Genomic DNA, 23275 nt, shown 5'->3' with positions numbered 1-23275 from the left:
TGCTCCTTTATTTATATTGCATTTCATTAAATGGTAATTCATATTGTGATTGCGTGAAGGATACATTTTTTAAGTCTTTAGGTGCTACTACGGTCATACTGCCATGAGAAATTGGAATAAAGACACCCTCATCATCGACTTGTTTTAAAATGTGTTGATAAGCTTTTGAACGTTCTTTCGCATTTTTAATTTTGAATGCATTGTCGATATTGTTATATAACTGTTGTTTGTCTTTAATACCTGATGTAGCAGTTTCATAACCTGTTTTTGATTTGAATGCAGCAATAGTACTTTGTGGATCATAAAGTAATCCCCATGTCTGATTGAACATTAAATCATAGTCACCAGATGTACGACGTTCAGCAATTTTATCTGATGTTTCACCATTTATATTTAATTTGACGCCTAACTTTTTAAATTCTGCTTCTAAAAATTCTGCCTGTTCTTTCTGACTTGTTGAGTCTTTGTCATAGTACATTGACATAGCTAAGTCTTTACCGTCTTTTTGACGTACGTGTTTATCTTTATTTAACTTCCAGCCTGCTTTATCTAATAATGCTTCAGCCTTTTTCTTATCAAATTGACGCGTAGGCATATTAAAATTAATATCTGTCACGTTCTTTGCAAAAAGTTGTGTAGCTGGTTTTTCTTCTCCATCAAGAATATCTTTTGCGATTTTATCGCGGTCAACCATGTGTCCAATGGCTTGTCTAACCGATTTGTTACTTACCGCACTATCTTTCTTACCAGCGTTAGCAACAATCATTTTGGTATTCATCGGTTGGCTACGTTTGACTTGGTAATTTCCAGTTTCTTTGAGTTGTTTTAAACTATCATTATCTAAACTATCTGTACCTCGATCATCAGTAAATGCAAAGTTAGTCTCACCTTTTTTCATAGATAAGAATGCTGTTTCTCCTGCTGGTTTAACCTTTGCTTCTACCTTATTTAATTTAGAAGATTCTCCCCAATAGTGTTGGTTTTTATTAAAGGTAGCAGATTCATCTTTCTTATGTTCGCCCATTTTGAACGGACCTGTACCATCAAACGATTTCACACCATCTTTAGTCGTTCCATGTTTAAAGTCTTTAGGTGATACAAACACATATGGACGAGGCATTGCTAATTCTGCTAATGCAGGTTGATATGCTTCTTTCAAATGAATTTGTACCGTGTATGTATCTTTCACTTTGACATCATCAATTAATGTCGAAATCTTTAACCATGAATGTAACTTTTTGTTTTGTTGTATGGCATCAATATTTTTCTTCACAGCGTCTGCATTAAACTTTGAACCATCATGGAATTTGACGTCCTTTCTTAAATGAAACGTATACGTCTTGCCGTCTTTAGAGATGTCCCATTTCTTAGCTAATAATGGTTTGATACCATCTTTAGTGTTACGTACTAATGGTTCATATATCATACTTTCCGCTGACATTGATCCACCATAAACATGAGGGTTCATATCACCAATATCTTTTACAGTTGTATAGGATAATGTCTTTTGATCCTTTTTATCTTGTAATGCCTTATCGCCACCGCATCCCGCTAATACAATTCCTGATGCTAATAAAATTGCGCTTATTTTAGTTTTTGTTTTCATTAATTTTTCCTCTTTCTATATTGAAAAGTGTGTTGTCTCTTCTTAAAACCTCAAATCTTTAAAAAATCCCTATTGCATTGCTAAATAAGTCTTAATGAGTGATATATCCTGTTGGAAATGATTAAGCTCAAATTGAGAAGATAGTGATTGATGCGGATGTTGACTTTGGTAATGTCGACAATATGTTTTATATCTCTCTAACAATTCATCTATCATAGGTGTAGGCACTTCTAAAGCTTTACCAATAGACTGAATAACCGTTGTACGATAATAATCTTCACTAGGCATTCTTGGTATATGTACGACACCCTCTTCGTTTTGATATAACTGTTTGAACGGAACCGCTGAAAAGTCGAAATAGCGACCCTCTTGATCTGGTTGTGAAAATGGATCAATTAATATAGCTGAATATCTCACATAGAGTAGATATTCTTGTTTTACGCTAGGTAAAGATTTAAATTGACTGATATCCACCTCTTTTAACGTTTCTGGTCTCACTGGATAATTTTCTTTAACCATAAATTTCAAAAGATTGACTGAGGGCACACTTAATTTCTGTAATATTGCCATCATCTCTTGCCACATCTGACGCATTTCACTAATTAGCGTCATTGTAATTGGTCCTTCTGAAAATAATTTATATACATAAACAGGTACGTCTGTACCTTCGAAAATAGCTTTTAATGAAAAATCATTCATAAACAATGGCGGGTGTACATATAGTGAACTATTACGTATTTCCGCATGTAATGGTGTATTCATCACTGAAAGCTTTATATTTAATCTCTTAAATAATAACTGTAATTGATTCATTAAATTTGATGATTGTTGATTCGAACCTACAAATAACTTCGATTTCACTCCTGTTGTAAGTACACAATGAGGTTGAGCCGAGTCAATGACTCTTGTATCTCCTAGGTATGTTGAAAATGAAATGATCTCAACATCCTCATTCTTGTCTTTCATTAATTGTTCTATCATCATATGCGAACCAAACGTCGGCGACACTAATATAATATGTTTGATCTTTTGCAATGTATTGGAATCTAATTGACGCAGCATAGAACAATACGCATCGGCAGTACATGCCAAAATGATTGTGTCGTATAGTTGATTCACATGTTGAATGTCTTTATAAAAACGACGAATTCGGAATTCCCCTGCAAATTGACTATGAGCTTCATTTTGCGTTGTAACTTTGAACATACCGTCGTGTTGATAACCGTTATAGACTGCTAACGATTTCTCGGATGTAGTAGCACGACCAACCATATCTATATCTTTAATTGATAATTGATGACAAATTTGTGCTAGTTGTACGCCAACAGGACCACTACCAATAATTAGTACATTAGACATACGTTTTATCCTCTTTTAACAAAGGCTTTTGATATAATGCGATATCAAAAATTTGATTCTCTTGTACTAATCGATAAACACATTGCCAATGATGCGTTAATGTTGGTTGTGAGGGATAATTAAATATCGATTTCAGATCATCGCCATAACGCATAGCTACAACCACGTTATCGTTCGTTAATTCAAATAGTTGGTCTAAGATGTCATATTTAACAGGTATGGTTGAACTAAAAATAATATGTGTCACTTCATTGATATCTGGTATTTGATCTACAGTTTTGTTTGATATTTCAATATTTTCGTTAGGTGCTAATACATTAACGACACGTTGACCTAAGTCCACAGCTTCACTATCAACATCGATACCAATAACAGAAGCACCAGTTTCTTTAGCAACTTGTATTAATGTCATTGGATACGCACCTGATCCAACAAGTAACAATTTATCATCCTTACCTATACGCCATTGTCCAAATTCTTCATCAATGCAATGTTCAATATTGTCAAAGTATCCTGAGGTAGACGTCTTACCGTCTAACAATCGTCTTGCTCTTATCATTTCAACTTGTTTTACACACTGTGCTGTAATGTCTTGTAGTTGTTGCGTGAGTTGATGTTTTCTCTCTTCATCTTGCCAAGCTACAAATTGTTCTTGCTGTGTTGAATCCAATATGAATTGACTATAGCTATCAACCAATGTTTCTAACTTATTAATGTCATTTGGATTCTGAATCACATCTTGATACACCTTTTCAAATTGATTTAAATATTGTTGTAAAAGATGATCTATCTCTATCTTTGAATTCATCAATTTACCATCGTCTCCTGTTCTATATAAGCTTTTCCTGATGCAACAGTAGATACGCTACCTTTAATTGAAGTACGATATCCATGAGTCGGGCAGTGCTTAGATGTTACTGAAATACTGCCACCTGGTTGATATACAATGTAATCAGCACACGGATTTTGACTTTGATAATTATTAAATACACCTATAGTAGCCGCCCCAGAACCACAGCTATTCTCCCAAATTAAACTTTCCACTTCTGGTATATAAATTAAAGGGTGGAGAAATTGTTTTTGCACATGAAATAACATGATGCCAATGGTTTTATATTGATTATCCCACTGCTGATTTTTAACATATTGCTCTATTTGATGCTTAATGAACGGCGAAATATCTTCTATAGGAATGACATAATGTACATATGAGTCATATGTCACCTTTATCGCTTGCCATACCTGTTGCCCAATATGTAAATATTCCTGTGATACTTGCTGTGCTTGGGGCATGCCAACTTCATATAATTGATAACCATGTATCGTGCAAGGTACTAACTCTTCACATCCAGATACATCGACATAACATTGTTTTGATGTCAGTAGTTTGTGTTCCTTTAAATATTGAATGTAAGACATTGTTGCATTGCCACAAAATTCATTTCCACTCATTACTAAACGAAATGTCTCACCGCTATCTTGCTTCATAGATTCTATAAAACCTACTTGTTCACAACATACATGTGTATATGCCATTAGTTGATTGGCAATCCTTGCATAGTCACTTGAACAATGTTGTGAATGTACAAGAATAGTCATATTTCCAGACGGATTATACTTAGAAAATTCAACAACTTGTCGTTGCATATAATACTCCTTTATGTTGTAAATTCTTTTTACATTTATTGATATAAGCCAGTTCTGACCTATATATCCAAAAATGCAAAATAGTTGCACGAAATAAATCGTAATTATTACGATTTAAAGAAGATAATATACGACTAAGATATTATTGTCAATATAATTGATAATAATTTTCATTAAAATTCCATATATTTATTAAATTTGTGCCTTTAAATATGGGATAGATACTGATATATTAAACCCATCAAAAATGTCTATTCTATATACAAAAAATCACCTTACTATGTGTCTTAGTAAGGTGATCTTATGCGCGTATTTAATAATTTATTTTATTATTATAGGTATGTGTAACATAATTAAAAAATTACATATCGATATGATTTTTATTCTAACTATTTATTTAACAATGCTTGTACTTCACGACCAACAAGTGCTGGTGATTGTGGATTTTGACCAGTAACGATTTGTCCATCAACAACAACATATGGACGAAATGGCAATTTAGCTTTACTATAATGTGCGCCACGACGTTTAATTTCATCTTCAAGTTTAAATGGAACAACATTTTTACGATTGGCAAGCACTTCTTCTACATTTGAAAATCCAGTCAATTGATGTTGATCAATAATGAAACGGCCTTTACTATTTTTAGCATTTAATAACCCTGCGATGCCATGACATACAGCTGAAACAATACCACCATGATTATAAATTTCATTAATTGCATTTTGTGCATCTTTATTATCAGGAAAATCAAACATCACACCATGACCACCTGTAAAATAAATGGCGTCATATTGTTTAGGGTCCGCTTCAGCAATAGGTTGCGCATACTTCAATAAATTCATAAAGTTCTCATCATATAAATATGATTTAGTCGTTTTATCTAATGTTAGACGTCCAAGACTTACTGGATCGATAGGTGTGTTGCCACCTGTAATGTTGAATAAATCGACTTGGTAGTCATCACTTCTAAATTGATTATAAAAATGTACGAGTTCACTTAACCATAAACCAGTTGGTATTTCAGTACCTTCAAAGACATCAGTACTTGTATTTACTATCATTATTTTTTTCATTGTATCGGCTCCCTATTCTCTATTTATCTTCCATCTTAATAATAATTTTCCCTTTAGCTCTACCGCTATTTGAATATTCAATAGCTTGTTGAGTATCTTTAAAATCATATACTCTATCTATAACTGGTTTAATTTGACCTTTTTCAATTAAGTTGCGAATGATTTCAAGCTGTTCGCCGCTAGGTTCCATAAATAAAAATTCATAATTGACATGATGTTTCTTCGCTTTAAGTAATAATTTTAAGGATGCCAAGCCTAATAGGGTAGTTTTAGCAAATCCAAGTTTCAAACGTCGTCCTAGTTTAGTTGTTGGAATACCTGAAACTGATGCCACTGTACCGTCAGTCTTGAGTACCTCAAATGAATGATTCAAATTATATCCACCCAATGTATCAAATACACCATCATAGTTTGATATTTCTTCCCAAAAGTTTTGTTCTCTATAATTAATTATTTTATCAGCACCTAATTGTGATACAAGGTCGTATCCTTTAGGACTTGCTGTTGTCGCTACAAATAATCCCATTGCTTTAGCCAATTGAATAGCAAATGTACCTACACCACCTGATCCAGCTTGAATTAATACTTTATCACCTTTTTTAAGTTTCATCATATCATTAAGCGCTTGATATGATGTTAGACCAACAAGAGGTACACTCGCTGCTTCTTCAAAAGTTAAATTATTTGGTTTTAAAGCAATATCATGTTCATCAATTGAAATATACTCTGCAAATGTGCCTATTTTCTTTTTACGTGGGCGACCATATACCTCGTCTCCAATTTTAAATTGTTTTACGTTACTACCAACTTCTGTAATGACACCAGAAAAATCATTTCCTAGTATGAGCGGGAATTGATATTTCAATAATATACGTAACTCACCATCTCTAATTTTAGAATCTATAGGATTTATACTTGCTGCTATAATTTTTACTCTTACTTCATTTGGATTCATACTTGGTATCGGCATACGTGTTTCAGTTACAGGGTTATTTCCATATTGATAGATAACCATTGCCCTCATATCTGTTTTCATCTTTATCTCTCCTTTAAATGAATGTTTAATGATGTCTGCTTAATACTTGTTCTAGTTTATCGAGTTGATTCACGAAGTCGATAAGTTCTTGCTCACTAAATTCATTATTTAATCTTGATTTCAAAGCATTAGCAATTTTTGAAGTTACTTCACTAATCAATTTCTCACCGTCATCAGTTAATGTGATTAATTTAATTCGCTTATTATCAGAAGGTGCTTGCGCTACATAGCCTTTGTCTTGAAGTTTATTTATTCTCTTTGAGGCTGCCGTCTTAAATATATTTTGCTGTGTAGCTAATTCTCCAACAGTCATTGAACCATTAGCTTGTATCATTCTAAGTGCTTCAATTTGTTCTCTTGATAATACATCACCAAGTCCTGTTTCTTTAACCATGTCATCGATTTCTTTATTAATGTGCATCATAACAACATGAAATTGGTTAATAGATTGTTCTAGTTGATTAATATTCATTTTATTGCCCCTATTTCAAAAGTAATTATTTAATAGTACACCCAGTGTACTATTAAATATAAGATACCTTTCTTTATAATTCAAATGATTGATTTGATTAAAACTTTTTAGAAATTAAAAACCTCTGATTAGCCGTTCAAAAAGAAGACTATCAGAGGTTTATATAATTATTCTACTTCTTCTGCTAAAGGAATAGAGGCTTGTGCGCCTGATTTTTGTACTGTAAGTGAAGCTGCCCTGTTAGCAAAATCAATGGCTTCAACAAGATTACGTTCTTCCATATTAAATCGACTGACGAAAGCGCCGATAAAAGTATCTCCTGCTGCTGTTGTATCAATGGCTTTTACTTTTTGAGCTGGTACTAATCCAGAATTATTTTCAACGGCATAATATGTACCTTGTTCTCCTAAAGTAATGATGACCACTTTTGCACCTAATCCTAAGAAATAATTCGCATTTTGTGCCATAGACGCTTCATCTGTGACAGGAGTGCCTGATAATATTTCTGCTTCAAATTCATTAGGCACAATCACATCAATTAATTCCAATAATTCTTGTGGTAATTCCTTGGCTGGTGCTGGATTTAAGACTGTCGTTACACCTGCTGCTCTTGCTACTTTGAAAGCTTCAATGATTGCTGGTACCGGTACTTCTAACTGTGCAACAATGAAATCTGCTTGTGTAATTGCCTCTTTAGCACTAACAACATCTTCTGGTGTAATGGCCATATTTGCACCGCCATAGACGTAAATCGTATTTTGACCTTGCGCGTCAACAGTGATAAATGCTTGGCCAGTTGATTCAGTTTCAGATTCTAAAATATAATCTATATTCATACCTGCATCTTTAAAATCGTCAAACATAAATTGCGCTAATCCATCTTTACCTACTTTAGAAATAAATGTCGTATTAGCTTTCATACGTGCTGTTGCAATAGCTTGGTTGGCACCTTTACCGCCACCATAGGATTGTTGTGCTTTTTCCACATGTAATGTTTCCCCTGGTTTGGCATATCGTTCAACTGTTAAAAATTGGTCTACATTTGTAGATCCCAAAATAACGACTTTATTAGTCATAACAACCTCTCCGTTTCAATTAATTAAAATGTTACGTTTGATTCAAGGATGATATTAGAGAATGGTGTAGTTTCACCAGTACGTATATTTCCTTTATTTAATGGATGACTTAAATATGCTTTCATTTCTGAATGTGGAATAAATTCAATTTCCACATCATCATCAATTAAATTTTTAATTTGTTTTAACTGTGTCGCATTATTTGTTTTGATTTCTTCAGCTAAATAAATTTTTTGAATTTTCATTTCTGATAATACTGTTTCTAGTACATCAATAAATTTAGGTAATTCCTTTGTTACTGCTAAATCAATTCTTCTATCATCATTTGGGATAGGCATTCCCGCGTCGTTAACTGTCAGTAAATCATAATGACCAATCGTTGCGATAGCTTTTGATACATGACTATTGAGTAATGCTGTTTTCTTCATCAAAATCTCTCCTCTTTATTATTTGATAAATACTGTTACAGTCGCTGCTACTAAAATAAGTACTAATCCAATGACAGTGACTAACATTTCTTTAGATGTTTTACGTTGGTTTAAGAAGTAAATGCCAGTTAAAGTTGCAAGCACAACAGAAGTTTGAGATAGTACGAAACCTGTTGCTAAACCATTCATATTTGGTTGTGCAGAGATAAGATATGTCAACGCTGCAAATGCAAAGAAGAAACCTGAGATAATTTGCAACCATGTTACTTTCATAGTAAATGGATTACTTTCTTTCATGTTCATCAATCCATAAATAACAGCTACAATCACCATACCGATTGCTTGTGGTAAGAATGCTGCTTTACCACCGATATCTGTCGCTTGTGGTGCTGCTGAATATAACCAATAACCAATTTCACCAATTAATAAAATCACAACTGCTTTTCTTAATAATTTGCTATTTGTTGCTTCTGGATGCTCATCCCAAACTGTCATACGCGCACCAATTAAAATAACAATTAATGCGATAAATCCGATAATTTTATTTGTAACACCAGGCCAGTTACCAAGTGCAAAGACGCCCCATAAAGAAGCACCTAACAATTGAAATGCTGTTGTTACTGGCATTGCACGTGATGATCCTACATATTCAAATGCTTTGAATGTCATGATTTGACCAAAACTCCACCCTGCGCCTGATAACAGTGCAAAGAATAAATCCATACCTGTTGGGAAACTATGACTTGTCGATGCAAAGAACACAATGGCAAAAATTAATGTTCCGACAGTAGCACCTATAATTTGGTTTACTGGTTTACCACCAAATTTTGAAGCGATAGTTGGAAATAGACCCCAACCTATTAGTGGTCCTAAACCAATAAGTATTGCGACTAAATTCATTATTAAACACCTCTATCTATATTTTTTATAATGACCAAATTTTTAGGAAAACGCTTTACTCAAGTATAGCACTATCATGTATAATTGATGAAATATTAAGAGGACAAAAGATTTATTCTGATTTATTGTCATAACTTATTCAAAATATAAAAGGAGCATTCCAATCGGAACGCTCCTTTTTTAAATACTATTATTTATTTGAAAATCCTAACAATTTACTTGCATTGTTATATAAGAATTTTTCTTTTTGTTCATTAGATAATTGATCTGTAGATTCAAGCTGATTCGCTAATAATTTAATTACTTCATCAGTTGTATAAGGCGCATCTGCACCATACACAATTTTATCTTCATCCACCATTTCTAATAATGTTGGTAATTGATAAGGTAATACCATACCAGCTAAATCAAAGTATAAGTTTTTCATAACTTGTTCGATATCATCCGGTCCATTTTCAACATTAAACATTTTATTACCTATGCTCACACGTTGTGCAATCACTTGTAACAATGCACCGCTATGTGGCACAATCCATTTAATATTAGGATATTTACTAAACACATTATTTTGACTCATGAAAATAATCGCGCGTGTCGTATCAAAGAAAAATTCCATCAATGGTGATAGTATTTTTTCTTTAATTGAATCATTAACTGGTTTAGGTTCATTGGGATGAATTGCTACTAATGCGTGACGTTCATCTAGTTTAGCAAGTATTTTATCTAAACGATCATCACCTAAATAAATACCTCGTGCATTGGTTGGTAATGTAAACCCTAATGCATGTTGGTCATCTAAGGCATGGTCGATCATTTGAATACTCTCGTCTACTAAAGGTAATGGTAATGATGCGAAGTAGTCTAATTTATCTTGATGCGCTGTTACCATCTCAGCAGCATAGGTATTCACTTCTTCAGTTAACTCAAGCATTTCTTTATCTGGTGCAGCACTTAAATGTGGGCTTGAAATAGATAATACACTATAATCTATCTCTTCATCTTCCATTAACTTTAAATAACTATCTATTGAAAATGAAGGCGTAGGTACACCGTAACCTTTACCATCAAAATAATCATCTAAAAATTTCACAAATCCTGGTGAAATATAATGTGAATGTAAGTCTATTTTTTTCATCTTTAATACTCCTTTATTTATATCGTGTCGTTTTGATAAGTTAACCATTGATCTAAACGTTGATAATAATCGTTCAATTGCTCTGGTCGATCAATACCTTGTAATTCATGATTTACACTATAACCAATGTAATTTAGGCAATAACTTAAGCATGCATAACTTGAACGATATGCTTGTAACTGTTCGTCTGGAATAGTAATCGTTGAAGGTACGACAGGTGTAAGACTATCTTTTTCATAGACACATTCCATATTTTGGATATACCAAGTGTCTCCTTCTTTAACTAATCCATACACAATTTTCGCATCTGAATTGAGTTGCATTTGAACATCCTCAATAGGTAATCGTGCTTGGATTGTTGCCTGCATAATTGCAACTGCTCTATGTTGATTAATCCAAATCTGTGAATTATAAATTTGATGCGGTGCATAACGATTCATTTCTTTTGATGATTCTACAAATTCAGCGCCTGACCCTTTAAACCACGAAATATTTACCGTTGAATCTTCTGAAAAACATTGATACATACTATCCCAAAGACTGTTATCACGACAAAATCTTTCAAATTGAATCAACTCTAATATATTTTCTTTATCAAGTAACGTTTCATTCGTAAATGGTTTATTTCTTTCGAATAACATAATCTATCTCCTTTAATTTATAACTAAAGTCTAGTTTTGCTCATTCCAATTAATATGTGGACATCTATCCGTTTATTATGAAAAAGATAAACCTAAATTACAACCAATTTGTAATTGATGCTAAATAATAAAAAATAGAGAAACACTGTCCAGGGGTAAACAATGTTTCTCTATTATATATTTATATTTTTTAAGGGAGATGGGAAAGGGTAATATCCATGGCTAGGGTGTTGTGTGAATTATTTTGCGTTATAGCTTGCGCTTGTGATTTGACCTCCGTCAACTATCACATCTTTGTCTTGGAATGGTTCATTGTTAAAGAAACGATTTAAGATATCTTTTGTACCTTCTTCAATACGTTGTTGTGCTTCTAATGTCATACCTGAATAGTGTACAGTCATTGCATTTCTAGGCATATTTCTCCAAGGATGATCTGCAGGAGCAGGTTGTGGATACCATACGTCGCCAGCATAGCCTTGAATGTGTTTAGATTCTAATTGTTTTACTAATGCTTCTGTATCTACAATTTTACCTCTAGCTGTGTTAACTAAATAACTACCTTCTTTCATTTTACTTAACACATCGTTATTAAATAGTGTATCTGTATCTGGTGTAAGTGGTGCATGAATAGTAATTGCATCACTTGTTGATACTAATGTTTCAAAATCTACAAATTTTGAATGTTCATTATCTTTTTGGTTGATTGGGTCATAATGTTGAATTGTTACGTTAAATGGTGCTAAACGTTCAGCTACTAATTGACCAATTCTACCAAAACCAAAGATACCGATTGTTTTATTTTGTAATTCATGTGCGTCATTACCAACTTTAGAAAGGTTCCATTCACCTTCAACTGATTGTCTATGACCTTCTTCATAATTACGTAGTAAGATTAATAAGTCCATAACAGCGTGTTCTGCAACACTTACTGTATTACTACCTGTTACTTCTACAACACCCACATTGTTTTCACTAGCTGCTTTTAAGTCAACGTGGTCAGAACCGACACCTGCAGTAATAGCTAATTTTAAGTTTGGTGCTTTTTCAAGACGTTCTTTAGTCATATAAGCTGGATAGAATGGTGCACTAATAACAATATCCATATCTGCTAAGTGTTTATCTAAGTCAGCTTCACCATCTGTTAAGATAACTAATTCATGTCCTTTATCTTCTAAAAATGGTTTTAAACCAATTGCTTTTTTAGTATTTAAAATTTGATTTTCTTCGCCCTCTACATATTCTGGAAATAATGCTACTATTTTCATAAAATAATACACTCCTATAAAATTTTTTATTTAAAATTTAAATTACTTCTTAATACACAAAAATACCTGCTACTATTTGCACATATCACCCCCTTGAATAATTAATTTTATTCAAGCGTAGTTAGCAAACAGCACCAGGTACCTTACACCAGCACGCTTATTCTATTGATTTATCGAAAACAAATATTGATACTACTTCATCAGCAGCTAAATCAACATCTGTAAATAGTTTTACAAATTTAGCACCGACAAGTTCTTCCATCTCATCAGGATTGACCTCATCATATAGACGCTTTACTTCTTGTGTTCGTGCATGACGTAACATTTCTTCATTACGTTCATCACGCAAGTAAAAGTTTTCAACTTTACTTAATGCGCCTTGCATAAAAGCTATTGCCCAATTGTCTTTAAAATCAACATTGATTTTTTCAGGGCCTTTACCCACATGTTCTTTGCGATAGGCGCGTACAAGATTAGCAAAGGCTTGCTCTTTTTTTCTTTTATCTATTTGACTCACCTTCTTCTAATTAAGAAGCGTTTTCAATTACGTTACAGATACCATTGTAATACTTTTGACAAAATTTTCAAGAGGTTTGCTCACAATTTAGACACAATTGCTTTTATTTATTATTTAAAGTTAAATACGTTAGAATTAACAAAACGTTGAGGAGAGATAAAATGGCGAAAAAACAAGCACTCATTATTATAGATATACAAAATGATTACTTTGAAGGTGGTAAAAACCCACTTGTTAATCCTGAAGCTGCTACAGACAAAGCAGTTCAATTGAAAGATGCATTTAAAGAACAACAGTTACCTGTTATTTATATTCAACATATCGATCATACTGAAAGTGCACCTTTATTTGAAGTAGGTACTAATGGTATTGAAATTCATGAAAAATTCAACGTACAATCTGATGATATTATCATTGAAAAGCAATATCCTAATAGCTTTTTAGGTACAACTTTACAAGACACTTTAAAAGAACAAGGTGTTGAACAACTTGTGATTACAGGTATGATGACACATATGTGCATTGATTCTACAACAAGAGCTGCGGCTGAACTTGGCTATCAACCTATTCTAGTTGAAGATACAACTGCTACTTGTGATTTAGAGTATAATGGCGAAACAGTCGATGCTAAAAATGTTCAAACTGCATATATTTCAGCATTATCAAACTTCGCTTCAGTAACAACAACTTCAGAATTTTTAACTAAATAATAAAGATTTTGCTCTCATATTTGAAATGAGCGATATATAATCTAATATCTGAATTATAACTAAAGACCTTCTTATTGCATTTTATGTGCAATGAGAAGGTCTTCTTTATTATTAATGATCTGCCATATCAATCTAGATAGGGGAGGGGAAGATCACACTGAAGAAAAGTAGATTTTTAGACTTCCGGCACACTAACTTCAGACAAACCGAACACTTACCCCCTAGTCGATTAATCCCTTTCTGACAGTTATATACAAGCATCTCCCCCAATTAGCCCCTTTGTCTGCATTAATTAGACAGTTCATTCTCAACATTCTTTCCAACTGGCTCCCATTTCAGTACGAACGTAATTGTTAAACCTATTAAAGGTACAAGACCAATAATTAACATGGTTTGATTTAAACCTACAGTTGCTAAAATAATTGGGAATATGAACGTACCTATAATACTACCTGTTCTACTTACTGATTCTACAATTCCTGTCGCTTGTGAACGTAATTGCGTTGGAAATGACATTGCTCCTATCGTTTTACCTTGTGTACCTGGTCCCCCTGCATGTCCAAATAAGAATAGTGCGATTAAACATGAATTAATTATCATAGGCATAACACTATATAATAATCCCGTCATAATCATGACAAAGAGTACAATAGCAAAGCCTATCATTGTGAGTTTACGTGTACCTATCCGATAGGTATATTGTGCTCCTAAATAAGCACCAATAATACCAGCAATATTAACAATTCCAGTCCCAAGTAGCACACCTAGTTTATCTTCACTTATCATATATTTTGCAATTATAGGGATATATAAACCAACCGCATAATACTGCATTCCTTGTAAGGTAGAAATTGCTGTTGCTAGTGTAATTCTTTTTAAGTATGGCGGCTTTAAAAGTCTTTTATATTCAGGTTTAGCTGTGTCTATTTCTTTAACATCTGTTTCATTTTCTACTAATTGAATTTGAACGTCATAATGCTTTTGAATATATAGAGATGCTTCTTTAAGAGATAAATGATTAACAATCCATGTCGGACTTTCTTTCAGATACTTCAATCTCATAATATATAATATGAGGGCAATACCTCCTCCAAATGCAACTGCCATTCTCCATAAGAGTTCTCCTACACCTAATAAGAAAAACATAATGACCACTAATGAAGATATTACAACAGCGATGTACCATACAACTTGCCAGTAGTTAACATTACGACCTCTTTGTACTTTATTACTAATTTCTGCAATAAATGTAAAGGCAACTGGACTATCCATACCAATAGCGATTCCCATTAAAAATCGGCTAATTAACAATATAAATAAATTAGGTGATATGGCTGCACATAATGATGTAACGATAAGAATTAAAAGAGAAATAGAAAGGATTCTTTTTCTCCCAAAACGGTGTGCTAAACTCCCTCCAAAAATCGCACCTATCAATGCACCTACAGGTAAAGATGTCATCACAATGGATAACATTGTGGGAGATAAATGAAACTCTTTTGTAATTTGATCAGTCATTGTTCCTAAAATGGTAATATCATATGCATCTAAAAATATCGTTCCCAATACCATTAAAAGTAACATTTTAGAAGTCTGTTGCTTATCAGAATCATCAATAATTCTGTATAAATCTTGCTTAGACTTTACCATTTCCATATTAACCATCCTTTAGATTTTCGTTAGATTAAGCTTAATTAATGATTATTAATTCATTATTAAGTAAAAATAAATATTCATTTAAGCCTTCTTTATTTCGCATATAATATTAATGAATATTTGTTTAATTGATATAAAAAATCGCGCCTATCTTATTAAGGATAGACGCAATACACGCTTATAACTCTATTCATTTGTTGAAGATTTATTTGAACGAACTTTGTAAACAATGAAGCCAATAATAAAGCCAATCAATGCTGGTAAAATCCATCCCATTCCAATATCGAAGAATGGTAGGTATTTTTCACCTAATGAAATAATGAATTTAGCAAATGATGTTTTTAAAAATGGTTCTGGACTTGCTTTAACTCCGTCAATGAATGAAGCAATCATAGTGAAGAAAATCGTGAATCTATAAACAATAGTTGAGTGGTTAAATAATGGACTAATTAATGTTAATAAAATAATTGTGATTGCTAATGGATAAATGAACATCAATACAGGTGTTGAATACATAATGATTTTCGTTAAACCAACGTTAGCGAATACACATGCTAAAATACTGACTACTGTCGCAAACATTAAGTAGCTACGTTTCGGGAACAACTCAGTAAATGTTTCAGAAAAGGCTGTGATTAATCCAATAGCTGTTTTTAAACATGCCACAATAACAATCAATGATAGGATAATGATGCCGTAATCTCCAAGATAATGTCTTGCGATTTGTGCTAATGCGATACCCCCATTTTCACTTACTTTGAACTTACCGATACTCATTGTACCCATAAACGCAAGTAAGCTATATATGATACCCATTAATACAATACTGATTGTTCCTGACTTAATTGTTTCTTTAGCAATACTATTAGGATTTGTAATACCTAACTTTTTAATCGTTGTTACGATGATAATACCAAATGCTAGTGACGCTAATGCATCTAAAGTATTATAACCATCAATAAATCCTTTGAGCAATGGGCTCTTACTATAATCCGCACTTACTGGCGCATTAGTTAATCCACCTAATGGATGGATAAAGGCTAAGACAACAACTATACCTAATAAGATTAAAAATACAGGATTTAAAAATTTCCCTATGTAATCTAAAATTTTAGATGGTTTTCTCGCAAAGAACCATGCTAATAAGAAGAAAATAATACTAAAAACTGGTAAATAAATCTTCGCAGCACCTGATGAGATAAATGGTGAAAATGCAATTTCAAATGATGTCGTTGCTAACCTAGGTAAAGCAAAGAATGGTCCGATTACTAAATATAGACCTATTGTAAATATGTATGCGTACGTTTTACTTACCCTTGAAGTAATTTCAAAAATGCGATTTGTTTTAGACATACCGATTGCTATGATACCTAAAAATGGTAACCCAATGGCTGTAATTAAAAATCCTAAATTGGCTATAAATACGTTTGATCCTGCTGTTTGTCCTAGATGAATTGGAAATATAATATTCCCTGCACCAAAGAATAAACCAAATAGCATTGATCCGATAAAAATATTCTCTTTTAATGTCAATTTGTTTTTCATCATGTCTGTTTATTCTCCTAGTTATTTTTTGTTCATTATACATTATATTTTGTAAAGGAAAAATGTAAATAACAAGAAAATTTTTAAAAATTAGACAATAATGGTTCATCATTACACATAAATGTATAAAATTACATTTTAATGCACTTAATAATTGATTTTACATATTTAAACAGACCTTTTTCGTATAGCTTTTCAAAACTTTATTATTAGCCGATTTATTCTTCACTGCAGAAATTAGCGATTCATTAAAACTGTTTATGCCTCTATTCTTCTAATTGTTTAATGACTTTAGCTGGTACACCTGCTGCAAGTGAGTTATCAGGTATGTCTTTTGTTACTACTGCACCTGATGCGATAACTACATTATCACCTATCGTAACACCCGTTGTAATAGTTACCTTGCCTCCTATCCAAACATCATTTCCTATATTAACTGGGCTTGCTTGTGCTAAATATTCTCGTCTGCCTTTTGCACTCAAAGGATGATTAACAGTATAAATATCGACGTTTGGACCTATCATGACATGATTTCCTATTGTTACTGGTGCAATATCCAAAATAGTAAGATTATAATTAGTTAATACATCATGCCCTACATGTATATTGCTTCCATTATCGCAATTGAATGTAGCTTGGAAAGAAATGTTATCTCCAGCTGAACCTAATATTTCACGAATTTTCTTTTCCTGTTGTTCTGGATCTGTAGCAGGAATGGCATTAAATTCTTGGCATAATTGCGCGGCTCTTGCTTTACGATCTGCTACTTCTTTATCATCAAAATGATATGGCATACCTTTATCAAGTTTTTCAATTTCTCTCATAGTAATCCGACCCTCTCGTTTCTATATTATTCAATGTGAATTTAACTTAATATATCAATCAATAACTCTGTAATTATGAGTTTTTTAGTGATATTCAAAAAGCTGTAGTCTGCCAATATTTAGCAATCTACAGCTTACCCCTTTTATTACTTTACTTGTTACACTTAAACATTATAAATATTGATCTGCATGTTCTAATCTATAATGTTCAGTGACTTCTTTTTCGTGGTCAAATTCTTTTTGACTTAATTTTTTAATGTTTTCCACTGCGTAGCCTAATTTTTTAGCAAATTCTTCTACTTCATCTTTATTTTTAGCAATAACAAACATAGTTAGAACATTATCGTCGACAATATCTTTATTGTGTTGATAATCTAATTTGAAAAATTTCATAAGAATCTCCCCCTCTGTTGTGTATATTATATACCCCAAAACATAAATTTATACATGTAAATTGTTATATTTTATGTCTATATTGTTAAAACATTTATTTTGTAAAAATAAACAAATGATTTCCAAACGAATTGTATACTTTTTTAACTTCTATATAGATTTACAACTCGAATTCTGAATTTGAATTTTCAAAAAGATTAAATATTTAATAATAATTATTTGTGGGCGATTTAATTTTTTGAACATTATGTTACAATTGTGAAATGATTTTTTATAGAGATGGTATTTAAATTGTACTAAAGGGGTTAATATACATGAATATTATTTTAGGCGTTGGAACACTTGTCGCCGTGTTAATTATAATGACTTTATTTTAAAATTTGCACCATACGGTAAGGAAGGCTTACAAGCATTATCAGGTGCAGCTTGTGCGACATTCCTTCCCCAAGCATTCTTAAGCTATGCCATAGGTGGTATCTTACATATTAAATTCTTACAAGACATCGGGGATCTTGCAGGTAGTCTAGGTGGTATCGCAGTGGGTATACTCACATGTATCAATTTAGGCGTATCACCAGTATTCGCTATTATCGTAGGTTTAGTATTAAAAGATTTCAGTTTATTACCAGCGTTTATCGCTGCATATATAGTTGCATTCATTATTAAATTTATTCAAAAGAAAGTACCAGAAGGTTTAGATTTAATCGTAGTTATACTCATAGCACCAGCATTAGTTTATGGACTCGCTTCTCTAATCAACCCAGGCGTAACAGCCGTATTAAACCAAATTGCCGGCGCTGTTAACTCAGTTGGCGATAGCAGTCCATACGCACTCGCAATTATTTTAGGTCTGATTATTCCAGTAACAAGTATGACACCATTAAGCTCAATGGTACTTGCAAGTATTTTAGGTCTAACTGGTCTACCAATGGCTATCGGTGCGATTACTTGTACCGGCGCATCATTTGTAAACTTTACGCTATTCAATATTTTAAAAATTGGCGAAAAACCAAATCGTTTCGCCGTCTTTATAGAACCATTGACACAAATTGATTTAATTGTAAAATATGCGTCCGTATTATACGGAACCAACGCTATTATAGGTATGGTCAATGCTTGCATTATCACATTTAGCGGTCTAAAAATAGGCGTAACTGGTATGGCAACGCCTATTGCAGGTGCCATTGTACTATTTGGCTTTAATAATCCAGTATCATCCGCTATAACAATTATTGCCGTAGCAATTACTAGCTTAATACTCGCTTACATTATTGGCACATTAATTAAAAAATTTGATTTAATGCACTTACACATCCCAATGCCTGGTAACAAAAAAGCGAAACATTCATAGAATAAAACCATCTCCCAAAAATGCGGCTAAACTCGCAATTGGGAGATGGTTTTTTATTATTCTTCACTAATTAATTCTTTTGTATATTTTTTTGTTACTGATTTAATAATAATCAATACTATGGCTGTTACTGCTACTATAACCAACGAAGCGCCACCGACATACTTAAAGACTTCCTCACCGTTAGTATAAGCGACTACATCAGATTCAGTAGTTCTCATTTTTGAAGTTATTAATAGATTTATACCATAAGTTAAAGGTAATGCGCTGACCATACTCCACAATATAATGGGAAATATTCCCCAAGTACTTGTATATTTAAATAATGGTAAAAATAAAAGTAAGTATGGTGTAAATATGACAATGATTGTAACTGGAAATACAATCGCCCAAAGTGTTGCTGCTTCTAACATAAAATAAAACGTGAATTCGTAGATACCTATTGAAATAAGGACAACATAAGCCAAACTCAAACAATATTTTACCCAACTGTCTAACTCTATTGCTATGTCCATTATTCTTTTCTTATTTTTACTTATAGAATTGATTAATTCTACAGCTAATAAAATAATTACAAATACAATGAGGGATGTTATAAACCATTCCATAACAGGCGCTTCAAACATATTTCATTTAATCCTTTCTTATAGAAGTCGTTGATTATAAGGTATATACTTCTTATACATTATTATGAGTTGCATTAAAACTTAATATCCTGAACCTACTTTGTCACCATTTTCATCATATTTCGTCACATAGCCATCATCAACATCTACAGTATATGATCCTGCTAAATTGCCATCTTTATCATCATATGAGAATCCCCATTTACCATCACTTGTTTTTTCAGGTTCTTTAAATGTATATTCGTCTGTATCTAAATTTTCTCCTTCGTAGGATTCTACTTTATCAATGACGTTATCACGTGTAACTTCTTCAGAATCAGAACTACTATCTGATGAACTATTATCATCTGAACTTGAATCGTCGTCACTTTCTTCATCGTCATCATCTGAGAATGTTGGCATTTTATCATAAATATTAACCTTGTTAGCTACTGATTCAAATTCACTAGAATCTTTATATTTTTCGTAGACTTCTTTAGTGTCGTGTTCTTCACCGTACTTTAAAGCATCTTTATATGAAGGAATTTCGCTTTGAGTACCACCTAAATAAATTTTATCGTCACTGACACCTATGATAGAACCAAACATTCCTACAGAAGGAGATACACCATAAAATTTCATCCCTTCAGGTGAATTTGGAATATCTTGAATTTCTCTACTTACAGCAAAATTTTTCAAAGTTTTAGTCTCTTTACCATCTGACATCTGAGCTGTATATCTACCAGTCAAAATATCATTTTTCGTTAAAGTATATTTACCTGATTCATTCGCTAAAAATACTAAAGCTACTTTCTCTTTCTCAGATAAGTTAGCTATGTCATTACTAGATGAACTTTTCGAACTATCTGAATTACTTTCTTTATTTGAGCTGTCTTTACTAGAAGATGATTTAGAATTATCACCTTTACTGCTATTTTCACTCTTTTGACTATCTTCTACATTTGATGCACCTTTGTTTTCACTTGATGAGTCATCATTATTACAAGCTGCTAATAATAAAAGTGCTGTCCCACTTAAAAATAACAATTTCTTCACTAATAAGTCCCCTTTGTTTAGTTAATGATTTAATTTAAATATACATAAATTTACATTTATTGCAAAAATACTTTATACATACAGACTATACTATATTTTTATATAAATATAGACGTGAAACAAAATATTTCACAATATAGATATAAATGATTGATGTACTATACATCATTAAATAAAATAAATGAAAATAAATTTATACTTTAAGTTTGAATATCTTATAATAATATTGTAAATTAAAAGTGGTAGCGTTTTCGCTACCAAAATCATATAGGAGTGATGCTTTATGAAGAAATTAACAAAAACTTTTGTTGCTAGTAGTATTATTCTCGGCACTGCATTAGGAGTAAGTGTTTCTGCAGACAATGTATCATCTCACGAAGCCCATGCTGCTTCATCTCAATATTGGTATAAATATAATGGTTATACCGCTTCTGGTGGCAATTTTGTATTAAGTTCATCTTTTTACAATGGACTAAAAGCAGGTAACGTAGAATTCAATGGTGTGAAAGTAAACAGTAAGTATCAGGCACCTAATAATTCTAAAGATATTTATGATCAAAATTTCCAACAATATAAAAACCACAAAGCAAATAATGTAGAATTTAAAATCAAACCAAATACAATTACTTTAAAACAAGTGAAACAAAAATATGGTAATCACTACGATTTCCAAAATCCATTAAATGGCCCTACTAAGAAGAAAGGCGATGGCTTATATAGCTATCAAGTAGGTAAAGGGCATATTGTGTTTGTTGTACAAAATGGATATGTCACATACGCGAATGTATCTTAAACATAACTTTTAATATATAAACGAGGCTAGAACCCATTTTGCGGGTTCTAGCCTCTATCTTGTTTATTAACCTTTGATTTTTCCTGTTATGGCAAAGGCCATATCTCGTATAAAAGCAGCTGGATTTTGATTCGCTTCTTGATTTAATTTGTCTTTAAATGTATCGATTGAAAAATCCTCTTCCACTACTTGGTGTGCTTTCATTCTAGGTAACATCATTCCCACTAGCCATTCTAAATCATTATTTTCAGAAGTATGAATCACCGCTTCAGCGAAGTAATCTATATCACGCATATCTATTTCGTTAAATAATTGATATAGTTTTTGTCCAATATGAATATCTCCACCTTCTTTTTCAACAGTGTCCCAAATACACTGTATTGCTGTTTGATGGTTTGGTAATTGATCTGCACCCGTTCCTCCATTAATCGCATCACTCTCTTGAAAACAAAATTGCCCGCCAGGTTTTAAAAATCCTTTTAATACAGATAAAGCTTGTTTCACATCAGGCAAGTACATTAATACGCGTCGACCAACAATTGCATCAAATTGACCTAACGTCTCGGGTAATTGATAAATATCATGTAACTGATAACTGACATTTTGATATGCATTTCCTTCAATTGCTTTAGCCAATAAGTCTTCATTCATATCGATACCAATAACTTCTCCTTGTGCACCTACGCGTTCGGCGATTAATTGTGTTACTTCACCAGTAGCACATCCAATATCTAGTACACGCATACCTTCATGAATATCTGCACGCTCTAGTAACTTGTTAATAACTTCATTTCTCTCATCCATCTATTTTTCTCCTTCATCAAACATTTTTGTTTATATATCTTACTGAAGCTCACTTTACATAAAAATATAAATGACGCATTAAATCTATTTACAAACTGAAAAACAAAATTATATAATATTATCTTAATATAAATACATGATTAGAAAGGACAGACATCATGAAATCAACTCGCATCTTATATTTATTATCAATCATTTTAAGTATAGTTAATTTATGCGTTGTTTATACAACATTTTTTACTAACTTATTTAATGGTACCACGTTCTCACTATGGTATTGGCCAGGTGCCACTCTTATTATCATAACTTTAATCATCAATTTAATTTCTCTTTTTAAATATGGGCATCGCTTTGCTCTTATCATATTAATAATACTGAAC

The 23275-nt window shown here is 32.4% G+C and carries 23 protein-coding genes and 1 pseudogene; 3 read left to right on the top strand and 21 right to left on the bottom strand.

The window, feature by feature from the left end; translation table 11 throughout:
• Positions 1–7 precede the first annotated feature (7 nt).
• From cntA to N524_RS0112400, 14 genes are all read right to left on the bottom strand, one after another.
• Complete coding sequence (gene cntA / locus N524_RS0112465) at positions 8–1606, bottom strand: staphylopine-dependent metal ABC transporter substrate-binding lipoprotein (protein WP_017637777.1); 1599 nt, start codon at positions 1604–1606, stop codon at positions 8–10.
• 69 nt (positions 1607–1675) lie between these two features.
• Positions 1676–2965, bottom strand: a complete 1290-nt coding sequence (gene cntM, locus N524_RS0112460; RefSeq protein ID WP_029056709.1) for a staphylopine biosynthesis dehydrogenase — start codon at positions 2963–2965, stop codon at positions 1676–1678.
• Positions 2958–3773 carry a staphylopine biosynthesis enzyme CntL gene (cntL, locus tag N524_RS0112455; protein WP_029056708.1) on the bottom strand — a complete coding sequence of 272 codons (816 nt, stop codon included), beginning with the start codon at positions 3771–3773 and terminating at the stop codon, positions 2958–2960. The genes cntM and cntL overlap by 8 nt, the downstream gene beginning before the upstream one ends.
• Positions 3773–4612: a histidine racemase CntK gene (gene cntK, locus N524_RS0112450; RefSeq protein ID WP_029056707.1), complete on the bottom strand. Its 840-nt coding sequence runs from the start codon at positions 4610–4612 to the stop codon at positions 3773–3775. Before cntK ends, cntL begins: the two co-directional genes overlap by 1 nt.
• A 389-nt stretch (positions 4613–5001) precedes the next feature.
• Positions 5002–5688, bottom strand: coding sequence for a type 1 glutamine amidotransferase domain-containing protein (locus tag N524_RS0112445; RefSeq protein WP_029056706.1), 687 nt, complete (start codon positions 5686–5688; stop codon positions 5002–5004).
• 19 nt (positions 5689–5707) lie between these two features.
• The gene (locus tag N524_RS0112440) at positions 5708–6712 is read right to left on the bottom strand and encodes an NADP-dependent oxidoreductase (protein ID WP_029056705.1); all 1005 of its coding nucleotides are present in this window, start codon (positions 6710–6712) and stop codon (positions 5708–5710) included.
• A gap of 37 nt (positions 6713–6749) precedes the next feature.
• Positions 6750–7196 (bottom strand): MarR family winged helix-turn-helix transcriptional regulator, encoded by a 447-nt coding sequence (locus tag N524_RS0112435; protein ID WP_029056704.1) that lies wholly within the window; start codon positions 7194–7196, stop codon positions 6750–6752.
• Between the two features lie 167 nt (positions 7197–7363).
• Positions 7364–8272, bottom strand: a complete 909-nt coding sequence (gene rbsK, locus N524_RS0112430; protein ID WP_029056703.1) for a ribokinase — start codon at positions 8270–8272, stop codon at positions 7364–7366.
• A 23-nt stretch (positions 8273–8295) separates the two neighbouring features.
• Positions 8296–8700: a D-ribose pyranase gene (gene rbsD / locus N524_RS0112425; protein ID WP_029056702.1), complete on the bottom strand. Its 405-nt coding sequence runs from the start codon at positions 8698–8700 to the stop codon at positions 8296–8298.
• Positions 8701–8718: 18 nt separating this feature from the next.
• Complete coding sequence (gene rbsU / locus N524_RS0112420; protein WP_017637789.1) at positions 8719–9600, bottom strand: ribose/proton symporter RbsU; 882 nt, start codon at positions 9598–9600, stop codon at positions 8719–8721.
• Between the two features lie 190 nt (positions 9601–9790).
• A complete protein-coding gene (locus tag N524_RS0112415; RefSeq protein ID WP_029056701.1) occupies positions 9791–10735 on the bottom strand; it encodes an amidohydrolase family protein in 945 nt (314 codons plus the stop codon).
• A gap of 17 nt (positions 10736–10752) precedes the next feature.
• Complete coding sequence (locus tag N524_RS0112410; protein ID WP_029056700.1) at positions 10753–11376, bottom strand: nuclear transport factor 2 family protein; 624 nt, start codon at positions 11374–11376, stop codon at positions 10753–10755.
• Positions 11377–11615: 239 nt separating this feature from the next.
• On the bottom strand, positions 11616–12641 hold the full coding sequence (locus N524_RS0112405; protein WP_029056699.1) for an NAD-dependent formate dehydrogenase: 1026 nt from the start codon (positions 12639–12641) through the stop codon (positions 11616–11618).
• A 157-nt stretch (positions 12642–12798) separates the two neighbouring features.
• A complete protein-coding gene (locus N524_RS0112400) occupies positions 12799–13158 on the bottom strand; it encodes a DUF2294 domain-containing protein (RefSeq protein WP_017637794.1) in 360 nt (119 codons plus the stop codon).
• A gap of 161 nt (positions 13159–13319) precedes the next feature.
• Here N524_RS0112400 and N524_RS0112395 point away from each other — a divergent pair, with 161 nt between their 5' ends.
• The gene (locus tag N524_RS0112395; RefSeq protein WP_029056698.1) at positions 13320–13868 is read left to right on the top strand and encodes a cysteine hydrolase family protein; all 549 of its coding nucleotides are present in this window, start codon (positions 13320–13322) and stop codon (positions 13866–13868) included.
• 288 nt (positions 13869–14156) lie between these two features.
• On the opposite strand, the gene N524_RS0112390 is transcribed toward N524_RS0112395, so the two are convergent.
• The 4 genes from N524_RS0112390 to N524_RS0112375 form a co-directional block, all read right to left on the bottom strand.
• Positions 14157–15524 carry an MFS transporter gene (locus N524_RS0112390; protein WP_029056697.1) on the bottom strand — a complete coding sequence of 456 codons (1368 nt, stop codon included), beginning with the start codon at positions 15522–15524 and terminating at the stop codon, positions 14157–14159.
• Between the two features lie 186 nt (positions 15525–15710).
• On the bottom strand, positions 15711–17072 hold the full coding sequence (gene brnQ / locus N524_RS0112385) for a branched-chain amino acid transport system II carrier protein (protein WP_029056696.1): 1362 nt from the start codon (positions 17070–17072) through the stop codon (positions 15711–15713).
• 263 nt (positions 17073–17335) lie between these two features.
• Positions 17336–17893 (bottom strand): sugar O-acetyltransferase, encoded by a 558-nt coding sequence (locus tag N524_RS0112380; RefSeq protein WP_029056695.1) that lies wholly within the window; start codon positions 17891–17893, stop codon positions 17336–17338.
• A gap of 171 nt (positions 17894–18064) precedes the next feature.
• The gene (locus N524_RS0112375; RefSeq protein ID WP_017637798.1) at positions 18065–18286 is read right to left on the bottom strand and encodes a hypothetical protein; all 222 of its coding nucleotides are present in this window, start codon (positions 18284–18286) and stop codon (positions 18065–18067) included.
• A gap of 314 nt (positions 18287–18600) precedes the next feature.
• Here N524_RS0112375 and N524_RS13005 point away from each other — a divergent pair.
• Positions 18601–19637, top strand: a pseudogene (locus tag N524_RS13005) (PTS sugar transporter subunit IIC).
• A 56-nt stretch (positions 19638–19693) separates the two neighbouring features.
• On the opposite strand, the gene N524_RS0112365 reads toward N524_RS13005, so the two are convergent.
• Both N524_RS0112365 and N524_RS0112360 read right to left on the bottom strand, forming a co-directional pair.
• A complete protein-coding gene (locus N524_RS0112365) occupies positions 19694–20245 on the bottom strand; it encodes a hypothetical protein (RefSeq protein ID WP_142403649.1) in 552 nt (183 codons plus the stop codon).
• 99 nt (positions 20246–20344) lie between these two features.
• Entirely contained in the window at positions 20345–21298 is a 954-nt protein-coding gene (locus tag N524_RS0112360; RefSeq protein ID WP_029056693.1) for a hypothetical protein, read from the bottom strand.
• A 283-nt stretch (positions 21299–21581) separates the two neighbouring features.
• On the opposite strand from N524_RS0112360, the gene isaB reads away from it, so the two are divergent.
• Positions 21582–22091 carry an immunodominant staphylococcal antigen IsaB family protein gene (gene isaB / locus N524_RS0112355; RefSeq protein WP_017637802.1) on the top strand — a complete coding sequence of 170 codons (510 nt, stop codon included), beginning with the start codon at positions 21582–21584 and terminating at the stop codon, positions 22089–22091.
• Between the two features lie 66 nt (positions 22092–22157).
• Here isaB and N524_RS0112350 read toward each other — a convergent pair whose 3' ends face one another.
• Positions 22158–22895: a class I SAM-dependent methyltransferase gene (locus N524_RS0112350; protein ID WP_029056692.1), complete on the bottom strand. Its 738-nt coding sequence runs from the start codon at positions 22893–22895 to the stop codon at positions 22158–22160.
• Positions 22896–23275 lie beyond the last annotated feature (380 nt).

The sequence above is a fragment of the Staphylococcus sp. URHA0057 genome, from assembly GCF_000620265.1.
GTDB lineage: Bacteria > Bacillota > Bacilli > Staphylococcales > Staphylococcaceae > Staphylococcus > Staphylococcus pasteuri.
Note: the sequence above shows the minus strand (reverse complement) of the source record. Positions and strands in the feature narration are given on the sequence as shown.

Bases quoted from the DNA above. Each gene is read 5' to 3' on its own strand.
- N524_RS0112380 (WP_029056695.1), bottom strand. From the start codon at position 17,893: ATGAGAGAAATTGAAAAACTTGATAAAGGTATGCCATATCATTTTGAT.
- rbsK (WP_029056703.1), bottom strand. From the start codon at position 8,272: ATGACTAATAAAGTCGTTATTTTGGGATCTACAAATGTAGACCAATTT.
- brnQ (WP_029056696.1), bottom strand. From the start codon at position 17,072: ATGATGAAAAACAAATTGACATTAAAAGAGAATATTTTTATCGGATCA.
- N524_RS0112415 (WP_029056701.1), bottom strand. From the start codon at position 10,735: ATGAAAAAAATAGACTTACATTCACATTATATTTCACCAGGATTTGTG.
- rbsD (WP_029056702.1), bottom strand. From the start codon at position 8,700: ATGAAGAAAACAGCATTACTCAATAGTCATGTATCAAAAGCTATCGCA.
- N524_RS0112445 (WP_029056706.1), bottom strand. From the start codon at position 5,688: ATGAAAAAAATAATGATAGTAAATACAAGTACTGATGTCTTTGAAGGT.
- isaB (WP_017637802.1), top strand. From the start codon at position 21,582: ATGAAGAAATTAACAAAAACTTTTGTTGCTAGTAGTATTATTCTCGGC.
- N524_RS0112405 (WP_029056699.1), bottom strand. From the start codon at position 12,641: ATGAAAATAGTAGCATTATTTCCAGAATATGTAGAGGGCGAAGAAAAT.
- N524_RS0112365 (WP_142403649.1), bottom strand. From the start codon at position 20,245: ATGGAATGGTTTATAACATCCCTCATTGTATTTGTAATTATTTTATTA.
- N524_RS0112350 (WP_029056692.1), bottom strand. From the start codon at position 22,895: ATGGATGAGAGAAATGAAGTTATTAACAAGTTACTAGAGCGTGCAGAT.
- cntA (WP_017637777.1), bottom strand. From the start codon at position 1,606: ATGAAAACAAAAACTAAAATAAGCGCAATTTTATTAGCATCAGGAATT.
- cntK (WP_029056707.1), bottom strand. From the start codon at position 4,612: ATGCAACGACAAGTTGTTGAATTTTCTAAGTATAATCCGTCTGGAAAT.
- cntL (WP_029056708.1), bottom strand. From the start codon at position 3,773: ATGAATTCAAAGATAGAGATAGATCATCTTTTACAACAATATTTAAAT.
- N524_RS0112395 (WP_029056698.1), top strand. From the start codon at position 13,320: ATGGCGAAAAAACAAGCACTCATTATTATAGATATACAAAATGATTAC.
- N524_RS0112435 (WP_029056704.1), bottom strand. From the start codon at position 7,196: ATGAATATTAATCAACTAGAACAATCTATTAACCAATTTCATGTTGTT.
- N524_RS0112410 (WP_029056700.1), bottom strand. From the start codon at position 11,376: ATGTTATTCGAAAGAAATAAACCATTTACGAATGAAACGTTACTTGAT.
- cntM (WP_029056709.1), bottom strand. From the start codon at position 2,965: ATGTCTAATGTACTAATTATTGGTAGTGGTCCTGTTGGCGTACAACTA.
- N524_RS0112440 (WP_029056705.1), bottom strand. From the start codon at position 6,712: ATGAGGGCAATGGTTATCTATCAATATGGAAATAACCCTGTAACTGAA.
- N524_RS0112375 (WP_017637798.1), bottom strand. From the start codon at position 18,286: ATGAAATTTTTCAAATTAGATTATCAACACAATAAAGATATTGTCGAC.
- rbsU (WP_017637789.1), bottom strand. From the start codon at position 9,600: ATGAATTTAGTCGCAATACTTATTGGTTTAGGACCACTAATAGGTTGG.
- N524_RS0112390 (WP_029056697.1), bottom strand. From the start codon at position 15,524: ATGGAAATGGTAAAGTCTAAGCAAGATTTATACAGAATTATTGATGAT.